The sequence below is a fragment of the Pseudomonas sp. UMAB-08 genome (assembly GCF_900095225.1).
In the GTDB taxonomy this organism is placed as follows: Bacteria; Pseudomonadota; Gammaproteobacteria; order Pseudomonadales; family Pseudomonadaceae; genus Aquipseudomonas.
The window spans coordinates 74,234-88,277 of record NZ_LT607420.1 but is presented as its reverse complement, the minus strand read 5'-3'; the positions used below and the strand labels follow the sequence as shown (position 1 = coordinate 88,277).

General features: G+C 59.6%; 13 protein-coding genes. 1 reads left to right on the top strand and 12 read right to left on the bottom strand.

Annotation, left to right across the window (positions count from 1 at the left end):
- Positions 1-25: 25 nt before the first annotated feature.
- The 10 genes from K0F75_RS13805 to K0F75_RS13760 all read right to left on the bottom strand — a co-directional run bounded on the left by K0F75_RS13805 (position 26) and on the right by K0F75_RS13760 (position 11,591).
- Entirely contained in the window at positions 26-1,213 is a 1,188-nt protein-coding gene (locus K0F75_RS13805; RefSeq protein ID WP_219062432.1) for an ATP phosphoribosyltransferase regulatory subunit, read from the bottom strand.
- A 291-nt stretch (positions 1,214-1,504) separates the two neighbouring features.
- Positions 1,505-2,374 carry a protease modulator HflC gene (hflC, locus tag K0F75_RS13800; protein ID WP_219062431.1) on the bottom strand — a complete coding sequence of 290 codons (870 nt, stop codon included), beginning with the start codon at positions 2,372-2,374 and terminating at the stop codon, positions 1,505-1,507.
- Positions 2,374-3,546, bottom strand: a complete 1,173-nt coding sequence (gene hflK, locus K0F75_RS13795; protein WP_219062430.1) for an FtsH protease activity modulator HflK — start codon at positions 3,544-3,546, stop codon at positions 2,374-2,376. The genes hflC and hflK overlap by 1 nt, the downstream gene beginning before the upstream one ends.
- Before the next feature lie 96 nt (positions 3,547-3,642).
- The gene (gene hflX / locus K0F75_RS13790) at positions 3,643-4,944 is read right to left on the bottom strand and encodes a ribosome rescue GTPase HflX (RefSeq protein ID WP_219062429.1); all 1,302 of its coding nucleotides are present in this window, start codon (positions 4,942-4,944) and stop codon (positions 3,643-3,645) included.
- 12 nt (positions 4,945-4,956) lie between these two features.
- A complete protein-coding gene (gene hfq, locus K0F75_RS13785; protein ID WP_219062428.1) occupies positions 4,957-5,217 on the bottom strand; it encodes an RNA chaperone Hfq in 261 nt (86 codons plus the stop codon).
- Positions 5,218-5,309: 92 nt separating this feature from the next.
- Positions 5,310-6,281, bottom strand: a complete 972-nt coding sequence (gene miaA, locus K0F75_RS13780) for a tRNA (adenosine(37)-N6)-dimethylallyltransferase MiaA (protein ID WP_219062427.1) — start codon at positions 6,279-6,281, stop codon at positions 5,310-5,312.
- Positions 6,281-8,218: a DNA mismatch repair endonuclease MutL gene (gene mutL / locus K0F75_RS13775; RefSeq protein WP_374028649.1), complete on the bottom strand. Its 1,938-nt coding sequence runs from the start codon at positions 8,216-8,218 to the stop codon at positions 6,281-6,283. The genes miaA and mutL overlap by 1 nt, the downstream gene beginning before the upstream one ends.
- Positions 8,215-9,627, bottom strand: coding sequence for an N-acetylmuramoyl-L-alanine amidase (locus K0F75_RS13770; RefSeq protein ID WP_374028651.1), 1,413 nt, complete (start codon positions 9,625-9,627; stop codon positions 8,215-8,217). The genes mutL and K0F75_RS13770 overlap by 4 nt, the downstream gene beginning before the upstream one ends.
- Before the next feature lie 15 nt (positions 9,628-9,642).
- On the bottom strand, positions 9,643-10,113 hold the full coding sequence (gene tsaE / locus K0F75_RS13765; protein WP_219062426.1) for a tRNA (adenosine(37)-N6)-threonylcarbamoyltransferase complex ATPase subunit type 1 TsaE: 471 nt from the start codon (positions 10,111-10,113) through the stop codon (positions 9,643-9,645).
- The gene (locus K0F75_RS13760) at positions 10,101-11,591 is read right to left on the bottom strand and encodes an NAD(P)H-hydrate dehydratase (protein ID WP_219062425.1); all 1,491 of its coding nucleotides are present in this window, start codon (positions 11,589-11,591) and stop codon (positions 10,101-10,103) included. The genes tsaE and K0F75_RS13760 overlap by 13 nt, the downstream gene beginning before the upstream one ends.
- Before the next feature lie 61 nt (positions 11,592-11,652).
- Here K0F75_RS13760 and queG point away from each other — a divergent pair, with 61 nt between their 5' ends.
- Positions 11,653-12,732: a tRNA epoxyqueuosine(34) reductase QueG gene (queG, locus tag K0F75_RS13755; RefSeq protein ID WP_219062424.1), complete on the top strand. Its 1,080-nt coding sequence runs from the start codon at positions 11,653-11,655 to the stop codon at positions 12,730-12,732.
- A gap of 14 nt (positions 12,733-12,746) precedes the next feature.
- Here queG and K0F75_RS13750 read toward each other — a convergent pair whose 3' ends face one another.
- Together K0F75_RS13750 and orn are read right to left on the bottom strand one after the other, a co-directional pair.
- Positions 12,747-13,358: a trimeric intracellular cation channel family protein gene (locus tag K0F75_RS13750; RefSeq protein ID WP_219062423.1), complete on the bottom strand. Its 612-nt coding sequence runs from the start codon at positions 13,356-13,358 to the stop codon at positions 12,747-12,749.
- A gap of 113 nt (positions 13,359-13,471) precedes the next feature.
- Positions 13,472-14,026 (bottom strand): oligoribonuclease, encoded by a 555-nt coding sequence (gene orn, locus K0F75_RS13745; RefSeq protein ID WP_219062422.1) that lies wholly within the window; start codon positions 14,024-14,026, stop codon positions 13,472-13,474.
- Between the last annotated feature and the right edge of the window lie 18 nt (positions 14,027-14,044).

The following is a 14,044-nucleotide window of genomic DNA, read 5'->3' as shown; positions in this document are numbered from 1 at the left end:
TGCCGGCTGCGGCCGACAGGGAAACTCAAGAAGCCAGCGGCACTAACTGCCAAAGCCCATCATGCTGAATCAATTGCTGGTCACAATCAGCTTCGCGCGCGGCAGACACGGGCTGCCCAGGCAATGCCTGAACCACACGATGGCCTTCGCTACGCAATTGGCAGACCTGCTGCCAGAGTGCCGCATCAGTACTGTCCGGCATCCAGATACCGCCAGACGGTAGCTCGATGTCCGCACGCCCCAGGGTGACCAGGGTTTTCAAATCCGTGGAGAAGCCAGTAGCCGGGCGTGCCCGACCAAAGTCCGCGCCGATGTCATCATAGCGACCGCCCTGGGCGATCATCTGACCGACGCCCGGCACGAACACCGCAAACACGACGCCGGTATGGTAGTGGTAACCCCGTAACTCACCGAGATCGAAGTACAGCGGCAATTGCGGGAAGCGCGCGGAAAGGCGCTCGGCAATCGCCAGCAAATCATCCAGAGCAGCCAACACTGGAGCAGGCGCGTGGGCCAGTCGATCACGAGCGGACGCAAGCACTTCACGACCACCACACAAATCGACCAGCGCGCGCAGCATTGCAGCCAGATCAGCTGGCAAATCAGCGGTGAGCGCGATGACTTCGTCTATCGCCTTGCGCTGCAAAGCGTCGAACAACAGCTGCTCGACCTCGCCAGACAAACCGGCAGCACGTGCCAGGCCACGGTAAATACCGACATGGCCCAGGTCCATATGCACATCGGGCACGTCGGCCAACTGCAGCATAGTCAACATCAGGCTAATGACTTCGACATCGCTGCTCGGGCTGGCATCGCCGTACAACTCGGCGCCCAGCTGAATCGGGCTACGCGAGGACGACAAGGCTCGCGGCTGCGCATGCAACACGCTGCCGGCATAGCACAAGCGGCTCGGCCCTTCGCGGCGCAAGGTGTGCGCATCGATACGCGCCACTTGCGGCGTGATATCGGCACGGAAACCCATTTGTCGGCCTGATTGCGGATCGATCACCTTGAAGGTACGCAGATCCAGGTCCTGGCCCGCGCCCGTAAGCAGCGACTCCAGGTATTCGATATGCGGGGTGACGACGAACTCATAGCCCCAGCTCTGGAACAGATCCAACACCTGACGGCGCGCCACTTCAATGCGCGCCGCTTCCGGCGGCAGTACTTCTTCGATGCCATCTGGTAGCAGCCAGCGGTCAACCGTTGCCATTACGCCAATCCCCTATGATCCGGGCGGCCAGCCCTGAGGGCGAGCCTTGAGTGAAGCAGAGTGCGGTCACATTCTGAGTGCTTTTACGTGCAAGCCCAACAGAACGAGCGGTCCGAGACCCGCTTTACAGACCGCTCTCCTCGAAAAACCTTGCCCAGCGTTTTACCACGCCATGGCCAATCAATCGTGCAGACGCAAAAAAGCCGGGATTTTCCCGGCTGCCGCATCATACACACGTTTTCCTAAACGATCACCCCGCCAGGCGCTTTTGCCGCCCGGCGGGTGAACCGATTACGGCTTGGATTTTTCCAGATAACGGAAGAAATCGCTGCTCGGGTCCAGCACCATCACGTCGCTTTTGTTCGCGAAGCTTTCACGGTAGGCGCGCAGGCTACGGTAGAACGCGTAGAACTCCTGATCCTGACCGTAGGCCTTGGCGTAGATCGCGGACGCCTGGGCATCGCCATCACCGCGAGCTTCTTCAGACTCACGATAGGCTTCTGCCAGGAGAACCCGACGCTGACGATCGGCATCGGCACGAATGCCTTCTGCCAGCTCGTTACCTTTGGCCCGATGCTCACGCGCTTCACGCTCACGTTCGGTACTCATCCGCTCGAAAACGCTGCGGTTCACTTCTTTAGGCAGGTCAATGCCTTTGACCCGGACATCAATAACTTCAATGCCCAGCTCTTTGCTCGCCATCGTGTTGAGCGAAGCGGTGATATCCGCCATCAACGCATCACGTTCACCCGACACCACTTCATGCAAGGTGCGCTTGCCGAACTGATCGCGCAGCCCGGATTCAAGGCGGCGTGACAGACGTTCATCAGCGATCTGCTTAAGACCGGAAGTCGCAGTGTAGAAACGCTCGGCGTCCTTCACTCGCCACTTGGCATAAGCATCAACCATGACGGCTTTCTTTTCCAGCGTCAGAAAACGCTGCGTCGGTGCATCGAGGGTCATCAAGCGCCCATCGAACTTGCGCACCTGATTGACGTACGGAACCTTCACATGCAGACCTGGCTGGACGTCCGCCTGGACGACACGGCCGAATTGCAGCAAGACCGCACGCTCAGTCTGAGCAACGATGTAGACGCTATTCCAGGCAACGACCGCCAGCACGACACAAACAATCAGGGCGATCAGCGATTTATTGCTCATCAGCGACTCTCCCTTGAACGCGCATCGTGCTGCTGTTGAGCCTCGGTCGCAGCACGTGCGCCGATTTCATTGGCAGCGGCAGGTGCGCCGGTTGTCGGAGCAGTGGTGCTACGACCGCTTTCGATCATCTTGTCCAATGGCAGATAAAGCAGATTGTTCTGCCCTTTGTTGCCACCGGTCACGAGAACCTTACTGGTGTTGCTGAATACTTCTTGCATGGTGTCCAGATACAGACGCTGACGCATCACTTCTGGAGCCTTGCGGTACTCGACGACCAGCTTGGTAAAGCGATCAGCTTCACCCTTGGCACGAGACACGACTTCATCGCGATAGCCATTGGCATTTTCGACGATACGCTGAGCCTGACCACGCGCTTCCGGAATCACACCGTTAGCATAGGTTTCAGCCTGGTTACGCGAACGCTGCTCGTCTTCACGGGCGCGAATCACGTCATCGAACGCTTCCTGAACTTCACGCGGTGCCGCAGCGCTTTGTACGTTCACCTGGGTCACGGTGATGCCGGTGCGATACGTATCGAGGAAGCGTTGCAGACGCTCCTTGATCTCGCTGGCCATCAACTCACGACCTTCAGTCAGCACCTGATCCATCGCAGTGGAACCCACTACGTGGCGCAAGGCGCTCTCAGTCGCATGTTGCAGACTGATTTCCGGCTGATCGACGTTCAGCACGAAATCTTTCAGGTTGGTGATTTTGTATTGCACGGTCAGCGGCACTTCGACGATGTTTTCGTCTTCGGTCAGCATCTGCCCTTGCTTGCTATAGGCACGCTCACGCGTGACGTTTTCCATGTACTTACGATCGAATGGCGGGAAATAGATATTCAGACCCGCACCGACAGTTTCGTAGTACTTGCCGAAGCGCAGCACTACGGCTTGCTCCTGCTCGTCCACGACATAGATGGCGCTATACAGCCAGACAGCCGCGATGACGACCAGACCAATGCCGAGCAGACCTAAACCGCCGCCCTTGCGTTGACCTCCGTCTTCACCGCCACCACGTTTCTTACCACCACCGAACAACCCGTTCAGGCTTTCCTGCAGCTTTCGGAAGGCCTCGTCGAGATCCGGTGGCCCCTTGCGGTCGCCGCCCTTGCGCTTACCACCCCAAGGATCCTGATTATTCGAGTTGCCACCCGGCTCATTCCAAGCCATAGCGCTCTCCATCTGATAAAGCAAAGACGCGCCCACGGCGCGCCGACCAATGCTACAGAATGCCTGTGTCCGCGGCACAACCGCTTTCTCAGGCTTTTATTGCAAAGTGTGTTGCTCGATGAATTCCTGCGGCTGCATTCCTTCGCGACTCACCAGGCGATTGAACTCAACACGCGGCAAACGTACCGCCAACAGACTCCCGCCTTCCTCATCATGCTCTTCGCTTTGAACTGCGCCCAACTTGAAGAACTGAGCACGCAGTCGAGCAAAACGCTGAGGCAAGCGCAAGGTGCCAACGAATAAATCATCGCCCAGCAGCTCAGCCACTGCTTGTTTAAGCAGATCCAGCCCTCGACCATCGCGGGCAGACACCCAGACCCTCTGCGGCTTGCCGTCGGCATCGCGCTGAATCTGGGGCTCTACCCCTTCAAGCAAATCGAGTTTGTTGTACACCTCGAGGATCGGCAAGCCATCCGCACCGATCTCGCCCAGCACCGCCATCACCTGTTCAATCTGCGCCATGCGCTCAGGTTCATGAGAATCGATAACGTGCAGGAGCAAATCGGAGTTGCTCGATTCTTCGAGCGTGGAGCGAAACGCCTCGACCAGTTTGTGCGGCAGATGGCGAATGAAACCTACCGTATCAGCCAGCACGATCGGCCCAAAGTCATCGAGTTCGAGACGACGGAGGGTGGGATCGAGGGTCGCAAACAGTTGGTTTGCGGCAAACACATTGGAATCGGTCATCGCATTGAACAGCGTCGACTTACCGGCGTTGGTATACCCCACCAGCGACACCGAAGGAATATCGGCACGCTGGCGACCACGTCGGGCCTGGTCCCGCTGACTGCGGACCTTCTCCAGGCGACTCTTGAGCTGCCGCACCCGCACCCGCAACAAACGCCGGTCGGTTTCCAGCTGGGTTTCACCCGGACCGCGCATGCCGATACCGCCGCCCTGTCGCTCCAGGTGGGTCCAGCCACGAACCAGACGAGTACTCATGTGATCAAGCTGAGCCAGTTCGACCTGCAACTTGCCTTCATGAGTACGCGCGCGTTGCGCGAAGATATCCAGAATCAAACCGGTGCGATCAAGCACGCGACACTCGAAAACACGTTCGAGGTTGCGCTCTTGGCTAGGCGTGAGGACGTGATTGAAAATCACGATATCTACGTGCTCGGCTTTGACCAGATCGCGAAGTTCCTCGACCTTGCCGCTGCCGATCAGGTATTTAGCTGTTGGCCGATGACGCGGCACGCTGACAAACGCGACGGTCTCGGCGCCAGCAGAATTTGCCAGCTCCTGAAACTCCTGCGGATCTTCACGCGCCTCAGGGTCCTGACCATCCAAGTGAACGAGAATAGCCCGTTCACCACCACCGTGGCGCTCAAAGAACAAAGCAGACTCCTATCAGGCGTTACCTGGCTCAGCGTCGCCCAGCTCCGTTTCGGCTGCGCTAGGCAGGCGAATTGGACGAACTGGTACAACGGTAGAGATAGCGTGTTTGTAAACCATTTGGCTGACGGTGTTTTTCAGCAAAATCACGAACTGGTCAAAGGACTCGATCGTGCCTTGCAGCTTGATACCGTTAACCAGATAAATCGAAACCCCAACCTTCTCTTTACGCAAAGTATTCAGGTAAGGGTCTTGTAGCGAATGCCCTTTTGACATGTGCCGCACTCCTTTAAGGATCAATAGAAAAAAATAGTAAGCAAATTGACTTAGGCCGCCACCCCCCAAGGATAGACGGCAATTGCACGGTATCAGCTCAATATGGAGACCGATGCCATGTATTTCAAGGCACGTGGCAGATTGTCGCAAGCCAGACTGTCCAGCCACTGCAAATCTGCCCAACTACGCAACCAGGTGAACTGCCGTTTGGCCAACTGGCGCGTGGCAATAACGCCACGCTCTTGCATCTGGTCCCACGTCAGCTTGCCATCCAGATGATCCCAGACTTGGCGATAGCCCACGGCTCGCATCGACGACAACCCCGCATGCAGGTCACCGCGTGCTCGCAGAGCTAGGACCTCGTCAACGAACCCCTGTTCCAGCATGTGTACAAATCGTTGCGCGATACGGTCATGCAGTACGTGGCGATCCGCCGGAGCGATGGCCAGGTTTGCGACAGTATAGGGCAATTGATGACGTCCCGAAGCGGCTGCGTCAGTACTTTGCGCAGTTTGTTGCTCGCGATGTGCGGTCATGCTCAATCCACTCACCCGATAAACTTCCAGAGCCCTGATCAGCCGCTGCGGATCATTGGGATGAATTCGCGCCGCCGACACCGGATCAACCTCGGCCAATTGATCGTGCAAGCCCTGCCAGCCTAGCGCGGCGGCCTCGACTTCAAGCTGCGCACGAATGCCCGCATCGGCGGGCGGCATATCCGCCAACCCTTCCTGCAATGCCTTGAAATACAACATTGTGCCGCCCACCAGCAGCGGAATATTGCCGCGCGCAGTGATGTCGGCCATCGCGGCCAATGCATCGGCGCGAAATTCGGCAGCCGAATAGCTTTGCACGGGGTCAATAATGTCGATCAGGCGATGTGGAAACTCGGCCAACAGCTCTTTGGACGGTTTGGCGGTGCCGATGTCCATGCCGCGATACACCAACGCCGAATCGACGCTGATCAGCTCGCAGGGCAGAACCTTGGTCAGCTCAATGGCCAGATCGGTCTTGCCAGCAGCGGTGGGGCCCATGAGGAAGATAGCAGGGGGCAAAGCACTCATCAGCGACCACGCAGGAAAAGTTTGTCCAGATCATCCAGACCCATTTGGGTCCAGGTCGGTCGACCATGGTTGCATTGGCCACTGCGCTCGGTGTTTTCCATGTCGCGCAGCAACCCGTTCATCTCCGGCAGGGCCAGACGCCGATTGGCGCGAATCGCGCCATGGCAGGCCATGGTCCCCAGCAGTTCGTTGAGGTGCGCCTGAATCCGGTCACTGGTGCCGTATTCCATCAGGTCAGCCAACACGTCATGCACCAGCCGATTGGCTTCGGCTTGCTTGAGCAACGCCGGGATCTGCCGAATCGCCAGGGTTTCCGGGCCCAGCCGCTGTAGCTCGAAGCCGAGGCGCTGGAACCAGGCGACGTGTTCTTCGGCGCAATCGGCCTCACGCTGACTGACTGCAATGGATTCCGGGACCAGCAATGGCTGGCCGCTCAGCCCTTCGCTGGCCATGGCGATTTTCAAGCGTTCGTACATGATGCGTTCGTGGGCGGCGTGCATGTCCACCAGCACCAGGCCGTGGGCATTTTCCGCAAGGATATAAATCCCCTTGAGCTGCGCCAGGGCATAGCCCAGCGGCGGGATGTCGTCCTGTGAGCCCGGCAAAGGTGCCGCACCGCCTTCAGGCAGCGGCGCGAAGAACTCGCGATACGCACTTTGTGCCTCGGCCGTCGGCAGTGGCGCGGAGGTGCGAGGCGAATACTGGTATTGATAGCCAGCGCCTGAACCCGAGCCCGCCGGCCGCACGTAAGGTTCGGCCTGTGGCTGCTCCAGCAGATTATTAGCCAGGCGCATTTCGCCCTGAGGGCCGAACTCACCCGCATCCGGGCCGCTCGGACGGATCAGCGTAGTCACCGGAGCGGTACCCGCCAGCTGATTTTCCGGCCGGACATCGCCTAGCGCACGGTGCAGCGTGCCATACAGGAAGTCGTGCACCATGCGCCCGTCACGGAAGCGTACTTCGTGTTTGGTCGGGTGCACGTTAACGTCGACCACTGCCGGATCGACCTCGAAAAACAGGACGAAGGTCGGGTGTCGACCGTTGAACAGTACGTCGCGGTACGCTTGGCGCACCGCATGGGCGACCAGTTTGTCGCGCACGGCCCGGCCGTTCACGTAGAAATACTGCAAGTCTGCCTGGCTACGGGAGAACGTCGGCAAACCGACCCAGCCCCACAAATGCAGACCGTTGCGCTCAACCTCGATCGGCAGCGCCTGCTCCAGGAAGCCTGGACCGCAGATAGCGGCCACACGCCGGGCACGAGCGTTGTCATCATTCGCTTCGTGCAGGCTGAGGATCGTCTTGCCGTTATGCCGCAAATGAAACGCGACATCGAAACGCGCCAGCGCCATACGTTTGATCACTTCTTGCAGGTGATCGAACTCGGTTTTTTCAGCCTTGAGGAATTTGCGCCGCGCCGGGGTATTGAAGAACAGATCCCGGACTTCGACTGAAGTGCCCACCGGATGCGCGGCGGGTTGCACTCGTGAGGCCATGTCGCGGCCTTCGGTTTCGACCTGCCATGCTTGATCGGCATCACGGGTGCGCGAGGTCAGGGTCAGACGCGCCACCGAGCTGATCGACGCCAGCGCCTCACCGCGAAAGCCCAGGCTCATCACCCGTTCAAGGTCTTCCAGTTCGCGAATTTTACTGGTTGCGTGACGTGCGAGCGCCAACGGCAAATCATCAGAGGAAATACCGCCGCCGTCATCACGGACGCGCAACAGCTTGATCCCGGCCTGTTCGACATCGATATCGATGCGTTTCGCGCCGGAATCGAGGCTGTTTTCCAGCAGTTCCTTGATCACCGATGCAGGCCGCTCGACCACCTCACCGGCCGCGATCTGGTTCGCCAGCCTCGGGCTAAGCAGCTCAATCCGCGCCCGGCTATTGATCTCAACGCTGTCGATCACACCGTCCACTACCGACTCGCTCATGGCTGAGCTGCCAACGCATTGCTCGGGATATCCAGCCGCTGCCCCACTCTGAGCTCGTCGGAGCTCAGGCTGTTGGCATTACGCAGGGTCGCCACGCTGACCTGGTAACGAACCGCGATCATGGCCAGCGTCTCACCCGCGCGAACCGTGTGGTCGCGCGGCCCCTGGACGATCTTGCCACTGTCCCGCAGCCAGGCGATATAGGTGCCCAGCGGCGGATTCTGTTGGAAGAACTGCTTCACACCCGAACTGATCGAGCGCGCCAACGCCTGCTGATGAGATGAGCCCGCGAGTTTCGCCGCTTCCTCCGAGTTGGAAATGAAGCCGGTTTCTACCAGGATCGATGGGATATCCGGAGATTTGAGCACCATAAACCCGGCCTGCTCGACCCGGGATTTGTGCAGCGACGTAACGCGCCCAATATTGCTCAGGACTTTCTGCCCGACATTGAGGCTGGAAGACAACGAGGCGGTCATGGACAAGTCCAGCAGCACCCCGGCCAGCATCTTGTCCTTGTCGTCGAGGCTTACGGCGCCAGCGCCACCAATCAAGTCGGAACGGTTTTCACTGTCGGCCAGCCAGCGCGCGGTTTCGGACGTCGCACCGCGCTCGGACAGGGCGAATACCGAAGCACCGAACGCGGCTGAGGACGGCGCGGCATCGGCATGGATCGAAACGAACAGGTCGGCGCCCTTCTTGCGAGCGATCTCCGTGCGTTTGCGCAACGGAATGAAATAGTCGCCAGTACGCGTCAGCTCAGCGCGGTAGCCTTTTTCCGCGTTGATCTGGCGCTGCAGTTCCTTGGCAATGGACAGCACGATGTCTTTCTCTTTCTGACCTCGTGCACCGCCAGCGCCAGGGTCTTCACCACCATGGCCGGCGTCGATGGCAATCACGATGTCGCGCTTGCCATTGGGCACAGGCACCAGCCTGATCTCAGGCTTGGCCGGACTGATGGGCGCAGCAGGCGCTGTGTTGGCCGCCGTGTCGGGCACGACCGGGTTCACCTCGGCGTCCTGATCGAACAGATCAACCACCAGACGGTTGCCATATTGCTGATTGGGAGCAAGGATAAAGCTTTTCGGGTTTACAGCCTTTTTCAGGTCGATGACCACGCGCAAGTCGGTCGGCGTGCGCTGAGCCGAACGCATGCTGGTGATCGGGGTATTGGCCGTAGAAATCTTCAACGGCGCCGCCAGCGTCGCGCCGTTGATGTCGATAACCAGACGATCAGGTGATGTCAGGGTGAAAACACTGTGCTGGACCGGCCCGGACAAGTCGAAAACCAGCCGAGTGTTGTCCGGTGCACGCCATAAGCGAACACTTCGTACCTGTGTAGCGGCTAACGCGTCAACAGCCAGCGCCGTCAGCAGCAGACCTACAACAGTAACCAGCGCGCGCATGCGCATACCTAACCCCATCATTTATTTGAATTCCAAAGCCAAAGCGGCACACCAGGTTTCGCCACGCGAGCCTCCCGGGCTCAAAGTCAGTGATCGACCTTCCGCATGCGGCCTAATGGTAATGGTCAGGTCGGGCTTTGGCAAAAAGCCCGCACCACGTTGGGGCCACTCGATCAGGCAAAGCGCACTTCCGTCGAAGTAATCACGGATACCCATGTACTCTAGTTCCTCCGGATCGACCAACCTGTACAGATCAAAGTGAAAGGCCCGAACCGGTCCGATTTCATAGGGTTCGACCAGGGTGAAGGTCGGGCTTTTGACGGCACCGACATGCCCAAAGCCCCGGATAATCCCGCGCGACAGGGTGGTTTTGCCCGCTCCCAGATCGCCTTCGAGAAAGATTATCCCAAGCCCTTCGGTAACCTGAGCGATACGTGAACCGAAGCTCATCATGGCGTCTTCATTGGCCAGGTGCAGCGTTAGTTCAGACACGGTGACTGTTCCTCTAATAACTGACGAATGGCTGGAATGACTTCACTGGCCGCCAGCCCCCGGCCCGATTTACCTGCACGCTCGCCCGCGCTGGCGTGTAACCAGACCGCCAGGCACGCCGCCTCGAACGCCAGCAGCTTCTGCGCCATCAACGCCCCGACCAGTCCAGCCAGCACATCGCCCAAACCAGCCGTGGCCATCGCCGGATGGCCGTGATCACACAACGCCAGCCGCCCATCGACGCTGGCAATCAGGCTGCCCGCCCCTTTGAGGATGACAACCGTCTTGTATTTCTGCGCCAGCGCCTGCGCCGCAGCTGGACGATCCGCCTGAATCGCCTGAGTGCTGACTCCCAGCAACCGCGCCGCTTCGCCCGGATGCGGGGTAATCACGCTATCGGGCGGCAAGGTCACGACGCCGACAGCCAACACATTCAGCGCATCGGCGTCCCACACTTGCGGACGCTGGGCATTGGCCGCCGCCGACAACAGGCTGCGCCCCCAACTGGCCTGACCCAAACCAGGCCCCACCACCAGCACGGCAGCGGGCTCGATCAAGGCGCGCAGCTGATTGGCGGAGCTGATGCCCGCGCTCATGACTTCCGGGACCCGCGTCAGCGCGGCCGACACATGTTCACGGCGGGTCGCGAGCGTCACCATGCCAGCACCACTGCGCAAGGCGCTTTCTGCCGACAACAGGGCCGCGCCACCAAAACCGTGATCACCGCCAATCACCAGCACGCGACCGAACAGGCCCTTGTTCGCCGAGGCAGGTCGAGCGGCCAGACGCGGCAAATTAAACGTATCCAGGCGCTTAGCACTGACGGGCGTTTGCGCCACGATCAGCGGATCGGCCTGCAGGTCATCGAAGACCAACTCGCCGACCCGATCCACGGCATCGCCGGTGAACAACCCCAGCTTCAGGCCGATAAAGGTCACAGTGAGCTGAGCCAGCACCGCAACGCCAAGGGTTTTACCGGTGTCGGCGCACACCCCGGAAGGAATATCGACTGCGACGACAGGCAGACCGCTGGCATTGATCGTATTGATCGCGCTGCGGTAAGGCTCTCGCACCTCACCGCTCAGGCCCGTCCCGAGCAACGCATCGAGAACAATGCCGCTCAGCACCTGCTCAGCGGACCAGCGCACGATGCTGACGCCCGCCTTCACCGCCTCGGCGTGCGCCTGCAAGGCGTCGCCGGACAATTGCGCAGGATCACCCACCGCCCGCACCACGACCTGCCAGCCCGCTCGCCGGGCCAGCGCCGCGACCAGATAACCGTCACCGGCGTTATTCCCACGCCCTGCCAGCACGGTCAATTCACGCGCCTCCGACCAATGCCGCCGCAACGCTCGCCACGTCGCATGGGCCGCACGCTGCATCAATTCAATGCCAGGCGTGCCAGCCGCAATCAGGCGCGCGTCGAGGTCTCGCACGTGGGCTGCGCAGTACAATGCGTCGGGTTTAGTTGGCAACATGCGTCATAGGCTCCGATGTCTGGCAGAATTATACGCACCTCCGCTCCGGTTTCCTCTTCGCATGCCCGCTATTATTGCCAATCCGCCAATTACTGCCGACCTGGCCGCCCTTGCCCAATCGATCAAGGACTGGGGACGCGAGCTGGGCTTCCAGCAAGTCGGGATCGCCGGCCTGGATCTGGCCGAGCATGAACAGCATCTGCAACGCTGGCTCGATGCGGGTTATCACGGCGAGATGGACTATATGGCCGCCCACGGGAGCATGCGTTCGCACCCGGAAGAGCTGGTGCCGGGGACGCTGCGCGTGGTGTCGCTGCGCATGGACTATCTGCCGGGCGACACCGAAATGGCGCAACGTCTGGCCCAGCCGGAAAAAGCCTACGTCTCGCGCTATGCCCTGGGCCGCGACTATCACAAGCTGATCCGCAAACGCGTCCAGCAATTGGCCGAGCGTATCCAGCAGGCCATCGGCCCGTTTGGTTATCGGGCATTCGTCGACAGTGCGCCGGTACTCGAAAAAGCCATCGCCGAACAAGCCGGGCTGGGCTGGATCGGCAAAAACACCCTGATCCTCAATCGCAAGGCTGGCAGCTATTTTTTCCTCAGTGAATTGTTCGTCGACCTGCCACTGCCAGTCGACCCGCCCCATACCAGCGAACATTGTGGACGCTGCACGGCCTGCCTGGACATCTGTCCCACCGCCGCGTTCGTCGGCCCTTACGTGCTGGACGCTCGACGCTGCATTTCTTACCTGACCATCGAACTCAAGACGGCAATCCCTGAAGAACTGCGCCCGCTGATCGGCAATCGCGTGTTCGGTTGCGATGACTGCCAGATCGTCTGCCCCTGGAACCGCTTCGCCCGCCCCACCAGCCAGGGTGATTTTCAGCCACGGCATAATCTGGACAACGCAGGGCTGGCCGAGTTGTTCCTGTGGGATGAAACAACCTTCCTCAGCAACACCGAAGGCTCGCCCCTGCGCCGCGCCGGTTATGAGCGCTGGTTGCGCAATCTGGCGGTTGGGCTGGGCAATGCACCGTCGACCATTCCCGTGCTGGAAGCCCTGGAGGCCCGCCGGGATTACCCGTCAGAGTTGGTCAGAGAGCATGTGGCGTGGGCGTTGAAGCAGCATGGTCGGTGAAACGATGCAGGCGTTTACGGTTCGTCGTTGTAAACGAACTTGGGCATTTCCCAGCGAAAACGGATAGCTAACAGCCGCAACAAAAAGCCGCCAAACAAGGTGATCAGAATCGCCTGCTCATTGGGTAACCCAAGGTATTGGCAGAGCAGATAGCACCAGGCCGCCACGAATGACACGCTGGCGTAGAGTTCGCGACGGAAAATCAACGGGATGTCGTTGCAGAAGATGTCCCGCAAGATGCCGCCAAATACCCCGGTAATCACCCCGCAGACTGACGCCACCAGCATGCCATGCCCGGTCTCCAGCGCTGTCATGCAGCCGATCAGCGTGAACGCCACCAACCCCACCGCATCCAGCACCAGAAACAACGAACGCAGATGGCGCATCAACGGAGCAATGAAGATGGTCACCAACGCCGCGACGCTGGTCAGGATCAGGTATTCCGGGTGCTTGACCCAGGTCAGAGGGTAATGCCCCAACAACACGTCGCGGACCGAACCGCCGCCCAGTGCGGTGACGCAGGCAATCAGCACCACGCCAAACCAGTCCATCCCCCGACGACCGGCTGACAGCGCACCCGTCATGGCCTCAGCAGTGATGGCGATTAGATAAAGCATCAGCAACATGGCGGAGTCCCCGCGATAAAGCCGCGCAGTCTAACCAGTCAGACGAAGCACCAAAAGAGGGCGCGACGAAATTTATCGCCACACCTCCGTGCTCACATGACGCGATCTACCTGTCACACCTTGATGAAGTGCTCACGGTAGTGACGCAATTCGCCGATCGATTCGCGAATATCGTCCATCGCCAGATGGGAGCCGCCCTTCTCGAACTTCTTCAAGTTTGGCGCCCAACGGGCTGCCAGCTCTTTAAGCGTGGAAACATCGAGGTTGCGGTAATGAAAATAGTGTTCCAGCGTCGGCATATGCCGGTACAGGAAGCGACGATCCTGACAAATGCTGTTACCGCAGATCGGCGAGCTGCGTTCCGGCACCCATTGCTGGATAAACGCCAGGGTCTGCGCTTCGGCCTCAGCGGCACTGATGCGGCTGTCGCGAACCCGTTGCGTCAAGCCAGAGCCGCCGTGTTGACGGGTGTTCCACTCGTCCATGCGGGCCAGCGTCTCGTCACTTTGATGCACGGCAATCACCGGGCCTTCAGCCAGCGTGTTCAGTTCGCTGTCAGTGATAATGGTCGCCATCTCGATAATAACGTCGGTATCCGGGTCCAGACCGGTCATTTCCAGGTCGATCCAAATCAGGTTCTGCTTACTAAATTTTTCTTGCGTGGGCATGTCGCGACTCCTCAACTT